Source organism: Enterococcus avium, assembly GCF_002891025.1.
Taxonomy (GTDB): domain Bacteria; phylum Bacillota; class Bacilli; order Lactobacillales; family Enterococcaceae; genus Enterococcus_A; species Enterococcus_A avium.
In genome coordinates this window covers 2858809-2876994 of the sequence record NZ_NBSL01000002.1, presented here as the reverse complement: position 1 = coordinate 2876994, position 18186 = coordinate 2858809, and the positions used below count along the sequence as shown (strand labels likewise).

Annotated in this window: 17 protein-coding genes; 8 read left to right on the top strand and 9 right to left on the bottom strand. The window is 40.2% G+C overall.

Annotated features, from left to right (window positions below):
- Positions 1 to 364: 364 nt before the first annotated feature.
- Genes AUF14_RS14395 through AUF14_RS14375 form a run of 5 tightly spaced genes read right to left on the bottom strand, consistent with a single transcriptional unit; the run spans position 365 to position 5178 of the window.
- Entirely contained in the window at positions 365 to 1144 is a 780-nt protein-coding gene (locus AUF14_RS14395; protein WP_049221897.1) for a WxL domain-containing protein, read from the bottom strand.
- A gap of 18 nt (positions 1145 to 1162) precedes the next feature.
- The gene (locus AUF14_RS14390; RefSeq protein WP_048720485.1) at positions 1163 to 1876 is read right to left on the bottom strand and encodes a WxL domain-containing protein; all 714 of its coding nucleotides are present in this window, start codon (positions 1874 to 1876) and stop codon (positions 1163 to 1165) included.
- A 59-nt stretch (positions 1877 to 1935) separates the two neighbouring features.
- Positions 1936 to 2511, bottom strand: a complete 576-nt coding sequence (locus AUF14_RS14385; RefSeq protein WP_049221901.1) for a WxL domain-containing protein — start codon at positions 2509 to 2511, stop codon at positions 1936 to 1938.
- Positions 2508 to 2885: a hypothetical protein gene (locus AUF14_RS14380; protein ID WP_049221902.1), complete on the bottom strand. Its 378-nt coding sequence runs from the start codon at positions 2883 to 2885 to the stop codon at positions 2508 to 2510. The genes AUF14_RS14385 and AUF14_RS14380 overlap by 4 nt, the downstream gene beginning before the upstream one ends.
- A gap of 16 nt (positions 2886 to 2901) precedes the next feature.
- Positions 2902 to 5178 carry a lectin-like domain-containing protein gene (locus AUF14_RS14375; RefSeq protein WP_049221904.1) on the bottom strand — a complete coding sequence of 759 codons (2277 nt, stop codon included), beginning with the start codon at positions 5176 to 5178 and terminating at the stop codon, positions 2902 to 2904.
- 921 nt (positions 5179 to 6099) lie between these two features.
- Here AUF14_RS14375 and AUF14_RS14370 point away from each other — a divergent pair.
- The gene (locus AUF14_RS14370; RefSeq protein WP_049221906.1) at positions 6100 to 6987 is read left to right on the top strand and encodes a VOC family protein; all 888 of its coding nucleotides are present in this window, start codon (positions 6100 to 6102) and stop codon (positions 6985 to 6987) included.
- 500 nt (positions 6988 to 7487) lie between these two features.
- Here AUF14_RS14370 and AUF14_RS14365 read toward each other — a convergent pair whose 3' ends face one another.
- The 3 genes from AUF14_RS14365 to AUF14_RS14355 form a co-directional block, all read right to left on the bottom strand.
- A complete protein-coding gene (locus AUF14_RS14365; RefSeq protein ID WP_049221908.1) occupies positions 7488 to 7952 on the bottom strand; it encodes an S-ribosylhomocysteine lyase in 465 nt (154 codons plus the stop codon).
- Positions 7953 to 8609, bottom strand: a complete 657-nt coding sequence (locus AUF14_RS14360) for a class I SAM-dependent DNA methyltransferase (protein WP_049221910.1) — start codon at positions 8607 to 8609, stop codon at positions 7953 to 7955.
- Positions 8610 to 8807: 198 nt separating this feature from the next.
- On the bottom strand, positions 8808 to 9740 hold the full coding sequence (locus AUF14_RS14355; protein WP_049221912.1) for a PLP-dependent cysteine synthase family protein: 933 nt from the start codon (positions 9738 to 9740) through the stop codon (positions 8808 to 8810).
- 781 nt (positions 9741 to 10521) lie between these two features.
- Between AUF14_RS14355 and AUF14_RS14350 the strand changes: the two genes are divergently transcribed.
- Entirely contained in the window at positions 10522 to 10905 is a 384-nt protein-coding gene (locus AUF14_RS14350) for a hypothetical protein (protein ID WP_049221914.1), read from the top strand.
- A gap of 40 nt (positions 10906 to 10945) precedes the next feature.
- Positions 10946 to 11584, top strand: a complete 639-nt coding sequence (locus tag AUF14_RS14345) for a DUF2922 family protein (protein WP_102866102.1) — start codon at positions 10946 to 10948, stop codon at positions 11582 to 11584.
- Between the two features lie 248 nt (positions 11585 to 11832).
- On the opposite strand, the gene AUF14_RS14340 is transcribed toward AUF14_RS14345, so the two are convergent.
- A complete protein-coding gene (locus tag AUF14_RS14340) occupies positions 11833 to 12807 on the bottom strand; it encodes a MerR family transcriptional regulator (protein ID WP_049221256.1) in 975 nt (324 codons plus the stop codon).
- Positions 12808 to 13051: 244 nt separating this feature from the next.
- Here AUF14_RS14340 and AUF14_RS14335 point away from each other — a divergent pair, with 244 nt between their 5' ends.
- The 5 genes from AUF14_RS14335 to AUF14_RS14315 all read left to right on the top strand — a co-directional run bounded on the left by AUF14_RS14335 (position 13052) and on the right by AUF14_RS14315 (position 17847).
- A complete protein-coding gene (locus tag AUF14_RS14335) occupies positions 13052 to 13594 on the top strand; it encodes a GNAT family N-acetyltransferase (RefSeq protein ID WP_049221259.1) in 543 nt (180 codons plus the stop codon).
- Positions 13595 to 13715: 121 nt separating this feature from the next.
- The gene (locus AUF14_RS14330; RefSeq protein ID WP_049221262.1) at positions 13716 to 14048 is read left to right on the top strand and encodes a hypothetical protein; all 333 of its coding nucleotides are present in this window, start codon (positions 13716 to 13718) and stop codon (positions 14046 to 14048) included.
- Between the two features lie 190 nt (positions 14049 to 14238).
- Positions 14239 to 15264, top strand: a complete 1026-nt coding sequence (locus tag AUF14_RS14325; RefSeq protein WP_102866101.1) for an LLM class flavin-dependent oxidoreductase — start codon at positions 14239 to 14241, stop codon at positions 15262 to 15264.
- 320 nt (positions 15265 to 15584) lie between these two features.
- Positions 15585 to 16427: an aldo/keto reductase gene (locus tag AUF14_RS14320; protein WP_048718143.1), complete on the top strand. Its 843-nt coding sequence runs from the start codon at positions 15585 to 15587 to the stop codon at positions 16425 to 16427.
- A 205-nt stretch (positions 16428 to 16632) separates the two neighbouring features.
- Positions 16633 to 17847 carry a chloride channel protein gene (locus AUF14_RS14315; RefSeq protein ID WP_049221268.1) on the top strand — a complete coding sequence of 405 codons (1215 nt, stop codon included), beginning with the start codon at positions 16633 to 16635 and terminating at the stop codon, positions 17845 to 17847.
- Positions 17848 to 18186 lie beyond the last annotated feature (339 nt).

The window sequence follows — 18186 nt, the reverse complement described above, 5'->3', positions numbered from 1 at the left end:
ATCATTCAACTAAAGTATTCAGTCCATTTATGAAACATATTTGCCTGATACTTCTCTAGCTATATCTCCTGCTAAAAGTTGAACTGACATCCTTATTCGTTTTAATGAATTAATTTTTCATGGAAAAATTAGTTCTATTCGAATGCCGTATATCATTCAACTAAAGTATTCAGTCCATTTATGAAACATTTTTGCCTGATACTTCTCTAGCTATATCTCCTGCTAAAAGTTGAGCCGACTCTAGTAAAGATGTGTAAATTTGAATCAAATTCTCTTATTATCGTCGACATACGATTCCACTAACGTATTAAAAATACGTAGTGGAACTCGCAACTGACATCCTTATTCGTTTTAATGACAGGTATTAATCAATCGGGCTGCTTGTTAATGTCCAAACCAAATTTGTCGAATAGTTAACAGCTTCTTTTGGTGTTTTTCCAGGCAGAGAAAGTTCCACCGACTTGATTACAGGTATTTCTTTCACTTTATCTTCTTGATCTTTCTCTTCTACCCATTCGACAGTTCCCCAGCGGTTTACCCATGTACCAATCCCAGCGTTTTCGCTCGCCTGCATGACTACATTTGAACGATTATCGCCTTCTAAATAAATTTGAGGATTCAGCACTGGAGCCTGACTATCAGATACACTAGCGCTTTCCGGATTTTTCAAAGTGATTCTTGCACCCGTTAACGTGTGATACTTCGCCGCCTTCTCCGCATGAAACTGATTGGTTTGTCTGACTAATAATTGCCAGCCAGTATACTCACCTCTCGTATCTGTCACCTGCACATAATTTGGGCTTAAATACTCCGTGTCAACGTAACGTTGCGCTCTAGCGTAATATGTTCGATCTTTATTCGTGATTTCTTGCTCACCAAAGTCTAAGCTGGAAACGAAATCGACTGATAGCGGCCCGGGTGTTCCTGGCTTTGGACCATTGGGATTAGTTGGATCAATTGGACGTATCGGCTTATTCGGGTCGGGATCATTTGGATCAACGGGTGGTGTAATTTCATTCCCTGATGTAAAGCCTACATCACCCTCACTTGGATAAAATTGTTCTTGCGCATGTGCAGCTGTTTGAATTGAGGCAAAAATCGATAAACTTGCTGCGGTAATGATAAACTTTGTTACTGCTCTCATATTTTGCCTCCTATTAAATTAAGGTTTTGCCACTAATTTCCAAGTTAGGCTAGTCGTGTATTTCCCAACTTCTGCATTGGCAGTCCCTGGTACTGTTAAGCTAACCGCATCGGCTGCATCCGTTGCATTTTCGCCAAAATGGAAAGCCCAAGTTCCTTTACCTTGTCCTGCAGCGGCAGAGGCAATACTATGCTCATCACCAGGATTTAGATCTACTTTAGTGGAAGTTGTAGGAGCAGCAGATCCGCTGATACTTTTAGCTTTGATCTTATTCAACGTCATAGCTGCACCTGTTAAATCAGTCGTTCCTTTTTTAAATTGTGATTCTTGTTTAACGGTTAAGTCCCAACCTGTATAAAGACCAGTTTTATCCGTTACTTGCACATAGTTAGGGCCATCAGCAGGGGTTCCATTTTTGTACTTTTGCAATGCGGCATTATAAGTATGTGTTTGAGTTGAGATTTTTTGTGTACCAAAGTCAAAGCTTGATGCATAGTCAATTGACAATGGTCCAGGGGTACCAGGCTCTGGGCCATTTGGATCAGTTGGATCAACTGGATCAACCGGCTTGTTTGGATCTGGATCAACTGGATCAACTGGGGGAGTTGGAGTATCGTCCTTTTCAAAATTCACGACGCCATTCGATGAATACGTAGCTGCATCCACTGATAGACTGCCTAATACAGCCGAGCTTAATAAAAGTCCTGTTAATAAAATAGTAATTTTTTTCATATTTTCCTCCTGAGATTATAAAAATTTTTTATGTTTATATGACTAACTTCGCTCCTTAATTAAGGCGCTGTAGGAGCTTGCTCCAATGTCCAAGTCATGGTTGTTTGGTACGTTGTTTTTTCAGCTAAGGCTGTTTTTGGCACATGTAAATTTGCATTATGATTAAAGGTCCATTGGCCTTTTCCTTCATCTTTAGCAGCTTGTACGATTGGTTGATTTTGATTGAAATTCGTAAAAGCGATTGTTGGATTGATTGTAGAAGGTGCTGTCACACCTTTTGCTCCCACTGGGGTTCCTACGTCAGTCAATGATAAAGCAGCACCTGACAAATCTTTCCCATTTCCTTTAAATTGGGCATTCTGCTTAACTAATAAATTCCAGCCTGAATAAACACCCGTTAGGTCTACGACTGAGAAGGTATGTCCATTACTCTTATAATCTTGATCAGTCAAACTAATTTCTTTTTTCCCAAAATCTAAATTAGACACATGATCAATGTAAAGATCCTCTCCGTTATGCCCAGCCCCTTGAGTAAATTCGATTTTTCCAGTTGTTTCTTCAGCATTTGCTGAAATAGCACCTGTAGAGATAGACCCTAAGATTAGTGCCAATACCAATAATTTTGTTTTCTTCATGCTTGCACTCCTTTTTTTCGTTCTTTTACTATCATGCATCCGATCATTCCTAAAATCAGTGTGCCGAAAATTTTAGCTCTTACATAGCTAGAATCCCCTAATTGTGGAATAGTATCGGGTAAAGAAGACGTGCTTGCTCCACGATCAACATAGTCGTTCCCATTACCAGATGTCCCTGGTAATTCTTTTTTGTCTTTCGGATTAGCTGATTCTTCCTCAAACTTATATTCTCCATATAACGTTACACTGCCATTACTGCTATATTCTTGTTTTTCTTCTGCATAAGCACCTAGGCTTGTTGAATGAAAGAAAAAAGAAATCATTAAGCAACTGATCAATAGCAATAGCCATTTAGGTGTTTTCTTAACTTGCATCTCTCAAACCTCCAGTCTATGGTGCTAAAGCATACGTCCAGGTTAGCTCACCTGTATAGACGCCTTTGTATTGCTTACTAAACGGTATTTTCATCATCAAGCCCTTAGTGTCTGTCCAACTGCTGCTGATATTCAAAATAGTATCAGTCGTAAACGTATCCGATTCAACAACTGAAGCATTTTGATTAATTTGAGCATCAGAATAGTACAACGTATCTGCTAGTGATTTACGATCACCGTCCCCTTCTAATTGAATCGGTTTGCTTTGAGCTAAAGAAAGCGTCCATTTTGATTTTTGATAACGCGTATCCTTAATACTCAAATCAGTTTGTGTGCTGCCATCTGCTTCGTATCCTTTAGGTTTTGTCGCATTGATTTCCTTTTGCTGAATGGGGTATGAGCCAAAGTTAAAAATCTTTGGAACCGTCATTTTAAATTCACCCTTTGGCTTATACAAGAGCGTAAATTCTGCGCCAGCTGAGGTCATTTCATGTTCGGTTTCATCTGAATCGCCGCCTTCAAGTCCCGTATAAACATAGTCTTGATAATCGGATGTCGCTTTTTTGTAATCGATCAAACGAAATTTTTTCCCAATTGGCATTGAGATTGTTTCCGTCTCAACACTTTTAGAGTCAGCTTTCTTATGATGAAGGACTAGATTTGCAGCAGGCGGATTCTCTACTGTTACCGAGACATTATTTGACGTGTAATCTACCTCTAAGGCATCGGGATTGGTCAGATGAAAATTCGTGCTCAATGATTTTCCGATTTCTGCGCCATCGCTTACCTTCGCATTGAAGGCAATCACATACTCCTTCAGCAGATCGTTGCTCGTGTTTTCCAGATTCAAATTAGGAAATTTAAGCTTTTGACCACTAATTTCGTAAAGCGTTTCAGGAATCTCAGTACCATTCAATCTCAGATTCAACTTGTCATCAAAATCGAGACCATCTGGTAAAGTTGTTTCAATGGTGACATTCTTGGAACCAAAGGAATTTTTCTTGATTTTGATGGAATCCTTGATTTCTAACTTATCCCCACGCTGCGCAGTCACATCCGTACCAACAGATGAATTTTGCGTGACATTTTGAATTGTTGCTTCTTGACTTTTGATTGCTGTTGGCATTTCGCGGATCATCAAGGCATTGGTTTGTGCCAACGACCCTGTTGAACCAGTAAAGCCGAAGTAAACTTCCTTCGAATCACCAAATGTCGATAGCATTTCTTGTTCATCCTTGAAGGTGTAGCTGATTGGCGGAATGCCGTCATCTACATCATTTTCTTCACGGATCATTAACGTACGACTAGCCGCATGCCAAGCAACCACCATTGAACGCCAGCCTGGAAGGAGCCTATTATCGTAATACGTCCCACCAAATGACAGCCAAAAATTAGAATTCGTTACTGCGAGATGCCCCTTGGGTGTTGTTTCAGCAGGTTTGACAACTCCGATATGTCCGTATCGACGATCAGTAGCTGAAAGACCGGAATCCTGGTCATCGTTATAAAACGTATCGTACTCAACTGAGATGGCATTGCGAACATAATTTCTTCCCGCACTACCGACGCCATAAGCACCTAACGCCTTCCCGCCAGAACCGATCACGCTTGTTTCATCAGCAGTTCCAATTCGCGGATCATTTGTAAAAGTGAAGGTCATCCCATCACCTGTTCCCATTTCACTAGAAGGGCTTGTAGTTTTTCTTTTCTTTAAGCCTAAGTAAATATCAAATCGAAAGGCAAAATCATACGACAGATCGATTTTATTCTTGGACCAGACGGCACCCAGCTGACTTTTCTGATCCTTCGTAATCGTCAGCACCTTACCATTCTCATATACCTGCGGCGGCAGTCCCGAACTTGAGATACCTGGTCGAAAAACATTCGAAATGTTTACACCGCTTTCGTATCCATTCGGATTGTGATAATCTCCAAGCTCTCCCCAACTAGGGTGAACCTTTGAAGGATTATCCGCTGTGCCTACCAAAAAGGGCCTAACTAGCGTCCTTTTATTCTTTGCCGGACCATAATTACTAGTCACAGTCTCCTCTTTCGCAGAAGTAGGTAACTTTTCCGATTCCGATGTACGAACAATTTCAGCGTTTTCGTCACTTTCATCGCTTTCATGAACGGATTCCTTCGGTTCTTCTGGATCTTCTGACGATTCTGAACTACTTTCATTACTAGAGCTTTCAATGATTCGCTCAGAAGTTTCCGCACTGACAAACGAAACTTGGGATAGAGCAATGAAAGTTAGGATGAAAAATACTGTAAGCTTTCTCAGTCTCTGCATTTGCATCCTCCTCTCTTTATAAAATAACTGTTCTCTTTTATATCCTTAGACCTCCTTTCTGTAATGACAATAACAGAAATTGATTTCTTCATTTTTCTTTTTTTTTTGTAAATTAAAAAAAAAACAAAGGAAGGTCTTTTTAAATCAACTTATTTCGAAATAAAATTTAAGAAATATGTTTATAGACATACATATAACCGCTTACAGAAGATATCACAATATTGCTTTTAAAAATTAATAATAACATTTTCCACTTTGTAAAACATGTTAATATCATGGTAATTAAGCAGAATTATGCCTTATTTTCTAATCATTTAATCATTTATCAAAAGAACAAGTTCAAAAATATGCTAATTAGAAATTTGTTTCTCTATACATGAATTATCTATATGTATAATTCGTCAAATATATTATTAATAAAAGGGTTAGGACTATTTCCAAAAAGTTTGCTTCAAGTTGGAAAAACAATTATGTTTCAACTTTGCTATAGAACACCTCTAATTTACAGCAAATATAAACAATTATTTTTTGTATATTATTTTATTTATTTTCGTTATGATTTTATTACTTAGCTATTCAACATCCTTAAGAAAAAAGAAAAGGAATTTTCTATATATCAAGTATTAACTATAGATTAAATTACGGAGCAACTTTAGGTGTAAATTTGAACTTACTTCTTGTTATTAACAAAATAAGAAAACACCCTTTTAAGGGATATAAGAATCAAAAAGGAACTCTAAGAATAACTAATAAAACACGAGAACAACAAATACTTCCTACGAAAAAAAGAAAACGTTTACTGAAAATGACGGCTGCTATTAATTTTATCTATCACTAATTACTCTAGCGAGCCGCTTGACTTGCTCAATTTTCACCTTTCTTTTAAACTTATCAAAAGTAAGTAAAAAAGAAGGGAATTTTATGCCAGCATTTCATCATATTTCATTATTAACCAAAGACAGTCGTGAAAATGTCCATTTTTACACAGAAATTCTAGGGATGCGCTTTGTTAAAAATACAGTCAATCAAGATAATCATCGGATGCTTCATTACTACTACGGTGATTATCAAGGAGCACCCGGCAGTGTCGTAACCTTTTTTATTGTCCCTAGCCTAGGACATCGCTACGAAAATCAAAACTTCATTTCCACAATAGGTCTGAAGCTTCCGCAAACTAGCATGGCTTATTGGCAAGAACGGTTGAACAAATATTCTATCGACTATTCTGTAAATGATCGCCAAATTCACTTTTTTGACCCCGATCAGGTAGAAATCATCTTAACTGAGACGGATTTACCACCATTGGCGATGGACCATCAAGTCAACAATGACGTTCCAGCAGATAAACAAATCATAGGATTGCATTCTAGTCAGCTCCATGTTAGTGATCCTCAAGCGACGAGTGCTTTTTTCGAGACGTTTCTTGGGTGGGCAACAGTTAATCAGCGAATTCAATTGAACGCGACGGATTTTCTCGAAATCTTGCCTACTGAAGCTAACAAGCCTAGTCACATGGGACGAGGCAGTGCAGATCATATCGCTTTTGCGGTTGTTGATGATACAGCCTTAAATGAGTTGTATCAACGAGCAGAAAAACAAGGCTGGCAGATCGAAAAGCTAGTTTCCCGTGGTTACTTTAAAAGCCTTTACATTCGTGAGCCTGGCGGAAATCGTATAGAGTTTGCGACTTTGACCCCTGGTTTTACACTCGATGAGCCACTGGAAAAATTAGGAGAAAGTCTAGCTTTACCACCATTTTTAGCGAAACAGCGTGATGAAATTGAAGCCAATATTTATCCAGAAAGATGATCAGAAGAAGCGTGAATCACGAATTTCCGTTGATTTCACGCTCTTTTTCCTATTTTTACCTAAAATGGAAAGGCTGTTCTGCTAGACCATCCTGTCAGGCTCCCTCTAGATAGGATTTACTTCAATAGTTATTCATTCCTGTAGCTTGATAATCTTCTGCTCATAATTTGATCTTATTATTTGATAAATATTCGTTTCAAAAAATCGATTTAATCACATCCGTTATTATTCTAGCCGTAAACATTAACGCCAGCAACGCGCTATATCACGAGCTTTTTTATAGAAAACGGCTATTTATAAGACTTTAAGTCAGTAAATACACAAAATCCCAAATTTTTAATAAAAATGAAAAATTTTGTTTAAAAAAAGAATTACTAGCCTCTCAAACTTTTAAAAATAACGATTATTATCCAAAGAACAGCTAACGGAAAACACAAATAGCTATGATACATCAAAAAAAAGACCAACTCATTCATGAGTCAGTCTCCAATTAAAAACACTTATTCATTCATAAAAATGACAGACCATTCATCACGCTTACTTAAAAATTCTTTCGCTAAGTCCTGTGCACCTTCCAACGTATGGTTCGCTGCCCAGCCGCATTGCACTGGATTGCTTGCGGGAACTTCGGTAGCCGTTAACACGTCTTGCATTGTCAACGCTACTACGTCCATGATTTCATCGATATTGTCGTGATTCAAAACAGTTAAATAAAAACCTGTTTGGCAACCCATAGGCGACCAATCCACAATATAATCTGCGTGGTTACGAATTAGCTCTGCCGTTAAATGCTCTAACGAATGTAGCGCCGCCATATCCATATAGGCTTGATTTGGCTGTTTTAGGCGGACATCGTATTTGACGATCAAATCACCATTCGCTCCGGTCTTCTTATCTGCCACCCGAATATAGGGCGCCTTTACCTTTGTGTGATCCAAATTGAAGCTCTCAACATTCATTTTCATTTATTCTGCCTCCATTATTTTTTCTGCGATAACTAACCAAACAAAGCGATTCATTTGTTTATACCTTGTTTGGAAGCCATTCATGCGGAATAGTTCTTCCAGCTCACTCATTAAGGAATAGTATTCCCGTTCGAGATCAGCTGCTAAGTTGGCTCGTCCTGCTGCTTTTTCTACTGCCAAGATTTCCGTATACGTCTTCTGCGATAGGAACATCGTATCTCCAAAAACGATCTTTCCGCCAGTAGTTAATAGCTGACTGTAGCGTTGGATCGCTCGCGCCTTTTCCTCTGTGGTCAAATGGTGAAAGACCAGATTTGAAGCGATCGTATCTATTGGTTCATTGGGTACAGGGAATTTTTCCATATCGCCAGCGAAAAAGGTGGTCTCGTGTAACGCTGGTTTTTCCGCTGCGATATTTCGCATTTCCGGTGATGGCTCGACTGGATAAACGGTCTTGCCAGCAACGACTAGTTTTTCGGTTAAATTGCCTGTTCCACTACCGAACTCTAATACTACCTCCCCCGAAGCAGCATTGATTTCATCCAGTATCTGCCAGTAATTAGCGAAAACTTCCTGATATTCAGGATTTCCGCCATTCACCTCATCGTCGTAGACCACTGCCCACTCCTCAAAGATCGGCATAAACTCCAATCCCATGTTGTTAACCTCTCTCTATTTTTATTTCTATCACTCACTTTTTAGGCTCTATCAGTCACACCTCCAAAGCCCTTTTGCTTTTCCTTTCTGTCATGTAATACTCCTGCGCCAGCAGCAAGTTTCCTCGCTGTTGCTCTCACGCATTTTTTGCCAACTCATAATAGCCATGACTTGGCAAATTAGACTACTGGATAATCCTTAATAAACTTCCTTCAAATAAATCTCCTTCGACAGATAGCGATCCCCCGCATCAGGAAAAATCGTCACCACCTGACTTCCCGCAGGCAAGCTAGCAACCTCCACCAAGGCCCCTACCATCGCGGCTCCCGATGAACTGCCAATCAAAATTCCATGCTCCTTCGCTAGCTTTCGGGTCATCGCAAAGCCTTCGTCATCACTAATCGTAGCAAAGCCGCTGATCGGTAACTCGTCTAAAAATGCCGGAATAAATTCAACACCGATCCCTTCAATCTCATGGCCATGACTTTCCCCACCGTTCAGGATCGAGCCTTCAGGTTCTACACCAATCAAGCGAATCTCAGAATTTCTTTCTAATAGATACCGAGCTACCCCGCTAAAGGTCCCGCCACTACCGATTCCTGCTACAAAGCTGGTGATCTCTTCTCCAATATCCTCAACTAATTCCGGTGCCAACGAGCGATAATACGCCTCTGGATTGGCAGGATTTTCAAACTGCAAGGGCAGATAACTGTCAGCAAGTTCCTCATGAAGTCTTTTCGCTTCTTTAATCGCACCGCTGATTCCTTCCGCAGTCGGCGTATGGACAATATCCGCCCCTAAAGCTCGCATCAACGCCTGCTTCTCCAAACTGAACTTTTCCGGAACTACAAAAATTGTCGGCAAGCCCGTCTCCAATGCCGCAAGAGCTACACCAATCCCGGTATTACCAGCGGTCGGTTCAATAATAGTCGTCCCTTCTTTGATCCTGCCCTGTTCGAGGCCCTCCTCAATTAGATAGACACCCAGCCGATCTTTAATGCTTCCTCCTGGATTCAAATATTCCAGCTTCGCATAAATCGCTGAACCTTCGGGAATTTCTTCAAATTGATGGTGAGTGAATCGCAGCAGCGGAGTATGTCCGATTGCCGCTTGGATAGAATTAATAATCATCATTGATCTCCTCGTATTTATTTTATTCGCATGTTTGTCGTTCAATTTTAGGTAACAAAAAAAGGCGCCGACTACTAATCAGCACCTTGAGCTTCCGCTATATTGCTCCTGTAAATCCTCGTTCAACAAGTATACAGGTAGCCAAAATAATCGAAAATTGGGCAGTTAATAGACATGACAAAACGGTATGCTGCTTTTTAGCACCATACAACAACAGCAAGATTCAGTTGCGAACTGTTTGCTGAATGTCATGACTATACCTCCAAAAATTTTTAGACCATTTAGAATAGTTAAAAAATTACCATAGATAGCGATTACTGTCAAAGGAAAGACTCATGCGGTTTTAATCGAATGAATAGAAATACCTTTTACCTTAACCCTAGACTATACTCATACTCCTTTTCGATCAATCATATCAAGCGACAACTTAGAATTAGCCCCTCAACTTCAAGTGATTCAAACAGTCTTTCAATGTTTCTAAGACCTAAACATTCTAATTGAACAAAAACTTTAATTGTACTCTAAATTGAAAATCATTTCAAATCGCAATTTGACACTTCCCCCCCCTAAAATAACCATTTTCAGGGTAAAAAAGCCCCTTTACACCCTAAAACGTGTCAAATTGAGGGGGGTAACGGTTATTTTGCGATTCGCATCTTTTTGCTAAATCTCGTATCGTGTAGTTAACAAAAATAATAAGGCTATGCAGGACGCTGCTTCCTTTTCTCAAATAGAAAAACACTGAACGATCATATAACACACCCATGAGGAGGAAACCCTAATGAATGAACAGCTTTTGACATACAATCAAACATTTTCACTAAAACCAGAAACACTAGAAAAACGCATCATGGAGTATTACCAAGAAACACAAAATAGTAGTTTAACCATCAAGTATATCTTAGCCTTACGCGTACGCTTCAAGCTTGGTGCGCAAGAGTTCGCCCACATTCTGGAGGATCTTGTCCGCTACCTGTTTATGAATACCAAAGCCACACGCACAATGAAACGCTTCTTCTATTATTTCAAAGATTACTTCATGGAATCTGAGTGGAAACGACTGACCTTAAGAGTCTTTCCCTTAAGAAACTTTGGCAAAAAAGTATTCTCTGTTGTCCGTTCACTTATTTCAGCTGTCCGTCCAGAAGAAACGACGGAGACCTGAGATAAAACACCCTACGCATAAAACAAGAAAGGAAGATTCGATGAGAACCGAAACGACAGATTTAGTTGCATTATTTACGAAGAATAACGGTGACAAGCACAACTGGCGCTACAAAGGTGTGGACACCAGCTTGCCAGCAGAAGAAATCAAAGAAGCTTGCGAACTATTAACGACACTCGACCTTTTTGAAAAAGATGGCGTAAAACTATTTGATTCCGTCTTATCGGCGAAGTTCGTCACCACGATTGAAACCATGATTTTTGATTTGGAGCATGATCCCGAAGAAACACAAATTGAAGCAGAAAAAATGAAGGACGCCACCCGTAAAAAGGTTTGCTCTTTTGAAGTCACTGATGAATCTGACAAAGTAAAAGAAACCCTGCTAACCAAGTTGTTGCGACCTAGACCTAGCATCCCTGTCTTAAGCCAAGCACGTGAACGTCAGCATGAACACATTGAAACGGTAGATACCTCGAACTCTATCACGATCAACCATGAGGCCCTTCCGACAATCAAAGACAAGCAAATTATTGGCGGTGAAGCAGAGTCAAATATAGAGCAAATTCCCGACACTGAAGTACAGAGCACCAAGGAAGGCAAAGGTCTGTTTCGTTGGATTCAAAAAATCAGAAATCGAACTCGGAACAAAGAAGCACCAGAGAGCACACCACGAGAATAACCCTTCACAACGAAATCCTGTCATTCATGCGTAGGAAGTAAAACAATCCCCCTGCGATCACGGTCTCAGGGGGTGTGAAAATATGTTAGAAAGCGACGGTATTTTTGATGACTTTTTTACCTACTTTACTCAAAGAAGCACTCATGAATTGTCTATTTAGCAGCTTTTTAGCTATGCTTGCATTCAACGTGTCCCTGATTAATCTCAGCTTTATTGATTTGGACCGGATGATCCACTACAGGATGATTCTACAGCCCATCCTTCAATTTTATCGGAACATAGCGTTGCATTTGGCGATAGCCCAGACCTTTCTCGATGTCCTTTTGGTACGCATTTTCTTCGTCCAAATAAGGCATATTGAACATAAAGTTGCGGGATTTATCCACTTCAAAGTTTGTTCCTTCTACCCACTGAAAAATTTTGTCTTGGACTTTCTGGATGCTCTCGTCGTCTTCGTCAATACTGACGGCCATCGCATACAGACCACCTGGAAAATCAATCAGCTCAAGCGGGCTCACATCGGCTTCACTGACGCCTTCTTTAACCGCGCATATCATAGTGGCTTTGTCTTCATTTACCAGCATAAAGTCCAAACAGTCAAAAATAACTGGACGATACAGCGGGAAATGCTGCCACAGCTGAAACATATAGCCGCCTTTTTTGAAGATCTCTTCAAAGGTGCGTTCGCCAGAGGTGACTGCCCTAAAGGATGGAATTCTGATCACCATCACATCGGGAACCTTCTTATCTAATTTATCCGTGATCTCGATCAAACGATTGATATTTGCTGGTTTGCCAATATAGTCTACATTGACAATCTGTGTCTCGATGTCCTTGGCCTTGTTGTAGAGCTGCTTGATATCGGCATTATCCGAAAAATTCATTTTTTCTATTTCCTCGATAAAATCAAGCACAATACCTTTCAGTTCATTCAGCAAAGAGACCTCATCGTCAATCGCGTTGACCTTTCTACCTAAAACCTCCAGCACAACATCCGAGCCGGAAGCTTTGAAAATCCGTTGGATGTCCTTTATGCTGATGTTCAACTTGCGTAAAATAAGAATCTGTTCGATCCGTCGAACGGCTTCTTCGTCGTACATCCGATACGTGGACCCCTCGCTGCGAGTACTATTCAGTATTCCCATATCCTCATAATAGCGCAGCGCACGCGCAGTAATATTGTATTTACTGGATACCTCTCTGATCTTGACTAAATTATTCATCGTTCATCTCCTTTCCTGACTTACTCCATTATGAAGGCTTACCCAAAGGAAGAGTCAAGCTATTTTTAAATATTTCCTATGCAACCAAGCAGAAGCTTTTACCGTCACTTGTAGTTGTAATCGGTCTCTTTTATAATGAAGCTATCAAAACAAAGGAGGTTCTTGTTTGACTAACTTGTGTTTATTATCGGTGATTTGCTCTTAAATCAGATGAAAATTTCATTTATATGAGGAGAGCAAAACAATGAAACTAACGATTCGAGAAACAACTAAAGTAGACAACGAAACGATTTATCACGTCGAAAAACACGCATTCGGAGAAGTAGACGAGGCCGAGTTGACTGAGAAGCTATTGGCCGACCCAACCGCTCAGCCGCTTTTGTCCCTTTTAGCATTTGATGAGGATACGCCTGTTGGGCATATCCTGTTTACGAAGGCAACACTCACGAATCACGAACAGCTTTCGGTTATGATCTTGGGGCCTTTAGCCGTTATGCCCGATTATCAAAAGCAAGGAATCGGCGGACAATTGATCAAAGAAGGACTGCGCCTGCTACAGCAAAAGCACGTTGAGTTAGTCTTTGTCTTAGGACATATCAAGTACTATCCAAAGCATGGCTTCAAGCCCGCGTTGCCACTCGATTTCCAAGCGCCTTATCCTGTAGAAAAAGGCAAAGAAGAGGCATGGATGGTTCAAGCGTTGAAGGCTGATTTTCCGATTGAAGACTCCGCTGGAACCGTGCGCTGTTGCGATGAATTTATGCGGCCAGAATATTGGCGCGAATAGACGATCCAAACCCTTATACCAAAATCGCGGTATAAGGGTTTTTCTTTGCAGATTTAGCCGAAGTTGTATATAACAAAAGTAAGTAAAGCCTCGCAAATAAGCGAGAAAAGGAGTCCCAGTCATGTACTCATTAGTTCCCGAAAATATGCATGAAGTCGAACAAAAACTAAATTACTTCAAAGAAAAAGGCGATAAAATCACCGAAGAAGAAGTCATCCGACAAGCCGTACTCGATAATAGCCAGCAAATCCTAGATGGCGATCTAGAAGGCCCTTACTGGAAAGTAAAATGGCAGCCCGAAGATCAAACACTAGCCATTTTTGATATTATGAACAAACAAGTCGGTACCGTTGATAGTCTGTCGGGATCGTTTATCGATGACTTCCGCACTAGTGCACCGAATGTGATTCGGCATTTGGCGGAGGTAATTCAGAAGATTGTGAATGATAATTAAAGCGTAATAAGCTGTTCAGAGACCATGATTCATGGCATCGAACGGCTTATTTCTTATTTAAATACTAAATCTCTAAATTACTGGCTTTTACTTTAAGAACAAATCCTCGCTTTTTAAAGTCGATCGTAGTAGAATCGGTTTAACTTATTAAAAGTAAGTGAATTTAAAGAGTACAAAGGAGGTCATCTTCATGAAAAAAATCGGCTTTTTGAGTTTTGGTCATTGGATGGACCAAGGTTCACTTGTTAAAACAGCGCAGGATTCTTATCTGCAATCGATTGATCTAGCGGTGGAAGCGGAAAAGATCGGAATCGATGGTGCGTATTACCGCGTCCATCATTTTGCGGATCAAATTGGTTCCCCTTTCCCATTATTATCAGCGATCGGTGCGAAAACCAGCAAAATTGAGATTGGCACTGGTTTGATTGATATGCGTTATGAAAATCCTTATATGATGGCAGAAAATGCTGGGCTTACAGATATTATCACTCAAGGAAGAGTGCAATTAGGCGTGGGTCGTGGCTCACCTGAGCAGGTTCTTGATGGTTGGAAATATTTCGGCTATGACTACAGCGAAGAAGAGATTAAGGACATTACTCGTGAACGGACACTGGAATTTTTAAAATTAATCGAAGGCGGACGTTTCGCTGAACAAAATCCGCAGCCAATGTTCCCGCAAGCACCTGGAAAATTACGCTTGGAGCCTTATTCAGAAGGCTTACGCCATCGAATTTGGTGGGGTGCTGGTTCGACTCAGACTGCCGTTTGGGCAGCGCAGCATGGAATGAACCTGCAATCGTCAACGTTGGTAAACTACGAAACCAACGAACCCTTCCATATCCAACAAGCTAAACAGCTGCGGGCATACAAGGAAGCTTGGAAAACAGCTGGTCACGACTTCGAGCCACGAACATTAGTCACCCGTTCAATCCAACCGATTACTACAGATATGGATCGTCAGCTATTCGGTCATCAAGGCGACGATGCAAAATATGATCAAGTTGGTTTTTTGGCTTATCATCAAAATCCTACAATCTTTGGGAAAACCTTTGCGGGTGAACCAGATAAGATCGTTAAGGAATTAGCTGAGGACGAAGCGATCAAAGAAGCGGATACGGTGTTAGTTACGATCCCAAACACCTTGGGAGTAGATTACAATATGCACTTACTTGAAACGATTGTAAAAGATATCGCCCCTGATTTAGGCTGGAGATAAATATACTATTAGAAACAGGAGCAAATCTAATTTTTCAGATTTGCTCCTGTTTTGAGGTTTTAGTATTTATTTTACAATCAATACAGATCCAATATGAACTATCTTATAAGTCTTGTAGGATTGGTCTGAATAATTAAAGGTCATCTGAAAATCCCGACTGAAGTGTGGAATGTTATTTAGAGTTGACTATAGAGCGTTAATTAAATACAAAAACAAATACAGATACAACCCATTCGTTTTCACCAAACAAATTTGTTACGATATCGTCAACACAGAGGTATACTTGTACATAGAACGACTATATTTAGGAGGTTTTCTTAATGGAACAGTTAAAGCTAAACAATGGTCAGACGATCCCTCAATTAGGTCTAGGTGTTTTTAAAGTTCAAGATGCAGATGATTTGAAACGTTCAGTAGCCGCTGCATTAAAAGAAGGCTATCGTCACTTTGATACGGCAGCGATCTATCACAATGAAGCATGGCTCGGTGAAGCACTGGCTGAGAGTGATGTAAAGCGTGAAGACCTGTACATCACTTCAAAAGTTTGGAACAGCAATAGGACTTACGATGAAACAATCGCAGCTTTCCACGAATCTTTGAAGAAATTGCAAACAGATTATTTGGATCTTTACTTGATCCACTGGCCAAGTGACGGCTACAACGAAAAATGGCGAGCAATGGAAGATTTATACAACGATGGCCTGATCAAATCCATCGGGGTTTCTAATTTTGAAAAACCGCATTTGGAAAAATTATTAACGACGGCAAAAGTAAAACCCGCTGTTGACCAAATCGAAACTCATCCCTACTTCCAGCAAAAGGAATTGAATAAGTATTTGAGAAGCTTGGATATCGCTCACGAAGCTTGGGGCCCGCTTGGTCAAGGCAAGAGTAATGTTTTAGACGATCCAACGTTAATGAAAATCGCTGAAGCTCACAATAAATCAGTTGCTCAAGTCATTTTGCGCTGGCACTTGCAACGAGAAATCATTGTGATTCCAAAATCGGTTCACGCAGAACGGATTGCGCAAAATATCAATGTCTTTGACTTCACATTAACAGATGAAGAAATGAGCCTCATCGCAGCGATCGATAAAAACCAACGCGGTTCTGGTGACCCTAATGATGAAGAATTTTTGAAAAATTCAATGAGCAGAGACTAGTCTTCTCTATTTTTAACCCGCAGTCTCTTTGACTGCGGATTTTTTGCTTGATTAACTGGCTATAGGCTTCACTTATGTTAGGATTGTTAATAAGAAAACAACAGGATTTTTTAGAGTGATACTCGCGCTGTGACTATAGAAGGCCAGGATCAATTCAGGAACCCGTTCAGATCTTAAAACCACTTTTCAAGAAAGAAGGTGTCATATGCGCTTTTCTACATTATTTGTCGGATATAGCTGTGTTTTAGGCTTGTTGGTGGGAATCATGTCCGCTGTTTTTTTGTCATTCACAAACCTTATGATAGACGTTGTGTGGACAACTATTCCAGAAACCTTATCGATCCCCTTTTATCCGATACTTGTTGGATTAATTGGCGGCTGCTTGGTTGGTCTTATTCAAACTAAAATTGGACGATACCCGACAACTATGCATGAAACATTAAGTGAATTCAAACAAAAGAAGCGGGTAACCTACAAAAAGCAAATAGGCAAAAATTTCTTGTCAGCAATCATCGTCTTGATGTTTGGTGCCAGCCTAGGACCCGAAGCCGCACTTGCTGGAATTATGGGGGGCTTGATCACTTGGATGGGTGACCGACTAAAGCTAACTCTACAACGCAAAGAAGAACTATTAGAATTAGGTATTGGAACAATGTTAGCCGCTATTTTTCGCGCACCGTTGGCTGGTGTCAGTGAAGTATTTGAGCAAAATAATCCGCCAACAGGTAATGATAAAGTGAAAAAAACGATCCTCTATGCACTTAGTACAGGCTTCGGACTTTTAGGATTCCTTCTTATTAAACGATTATTTCCAGAAGAAAGTATTTTTTCACTGCATTTCCCCAAAAATATTTCTTGGAAATGGCAGGCAATAGTCTTCTCCCCTGTTAGTTGGTTGATCGGTGGTTTATTCGGTGTTCTCTTTTTGGAACTTGAGAAGCTGACTGACCGTCTGGCTGCAAAAATTGATAATCTAGTTATTTCTGCGTTGATTGCCGGACTCTGTATCGGGATATTTGCTTTGTGGTCGCCGTATTTTCTATTTTCTGGTGAACAGCAGCTATTGCCCCTTTCCAAACAGGCACTTCAGCTCTCCTTCATCAATCTATTGTTATTGGGGATCGGAAAGGCTTTTTTGACGAATCTTTGCTTTTCCTTTGGTTGGCGAGGTGGTAAGATTTTTCCGGCAATCTTTTCTAGCACTGCAATCGGCTTTGCTGTAGTCCGATTGATTCCTTATACACCAGGCTTAATCGTGGGTGTAGCTGTGGCAGCTAGTACCACTATTATTCTCCGCCAGCCCTATGTATGTGCCGCGTTATTGCTTTTCTTATTTCCAATTCAATTTTTCCCCTTTATTCTTATCAGCTGTCTTGGTATGAAACGCTTTGAAGAATATCTCCGAGCTAAAAGAAAATAATCAGTCAGGAGCTGATCAAAAGTCTTTGGACTTTCGGATTAGCTCCTATTCACGAATAAACGGCAGCGCCATTCCGGTCCAACGATTTTTCTCAAATTCTCTAGAGCAGCCTAGCCTTTTATGGGCTGTTTTTTTGTTGTGTCATCATTATCTCGCAGCTGATAAAGAACATACCTACAACAAAATTATTGAACAGCTCCCTCGCTAAAAATATGAAAATCGTTCTCTCTCATTAACCGCATTAGTTATACCACCTTTTCTTTGTTTTTACGAGGACAAGAGACATAAAAAGAAAATAAATAAATAAAATTTTCATCCACGCACCAAAACTTAACCAAA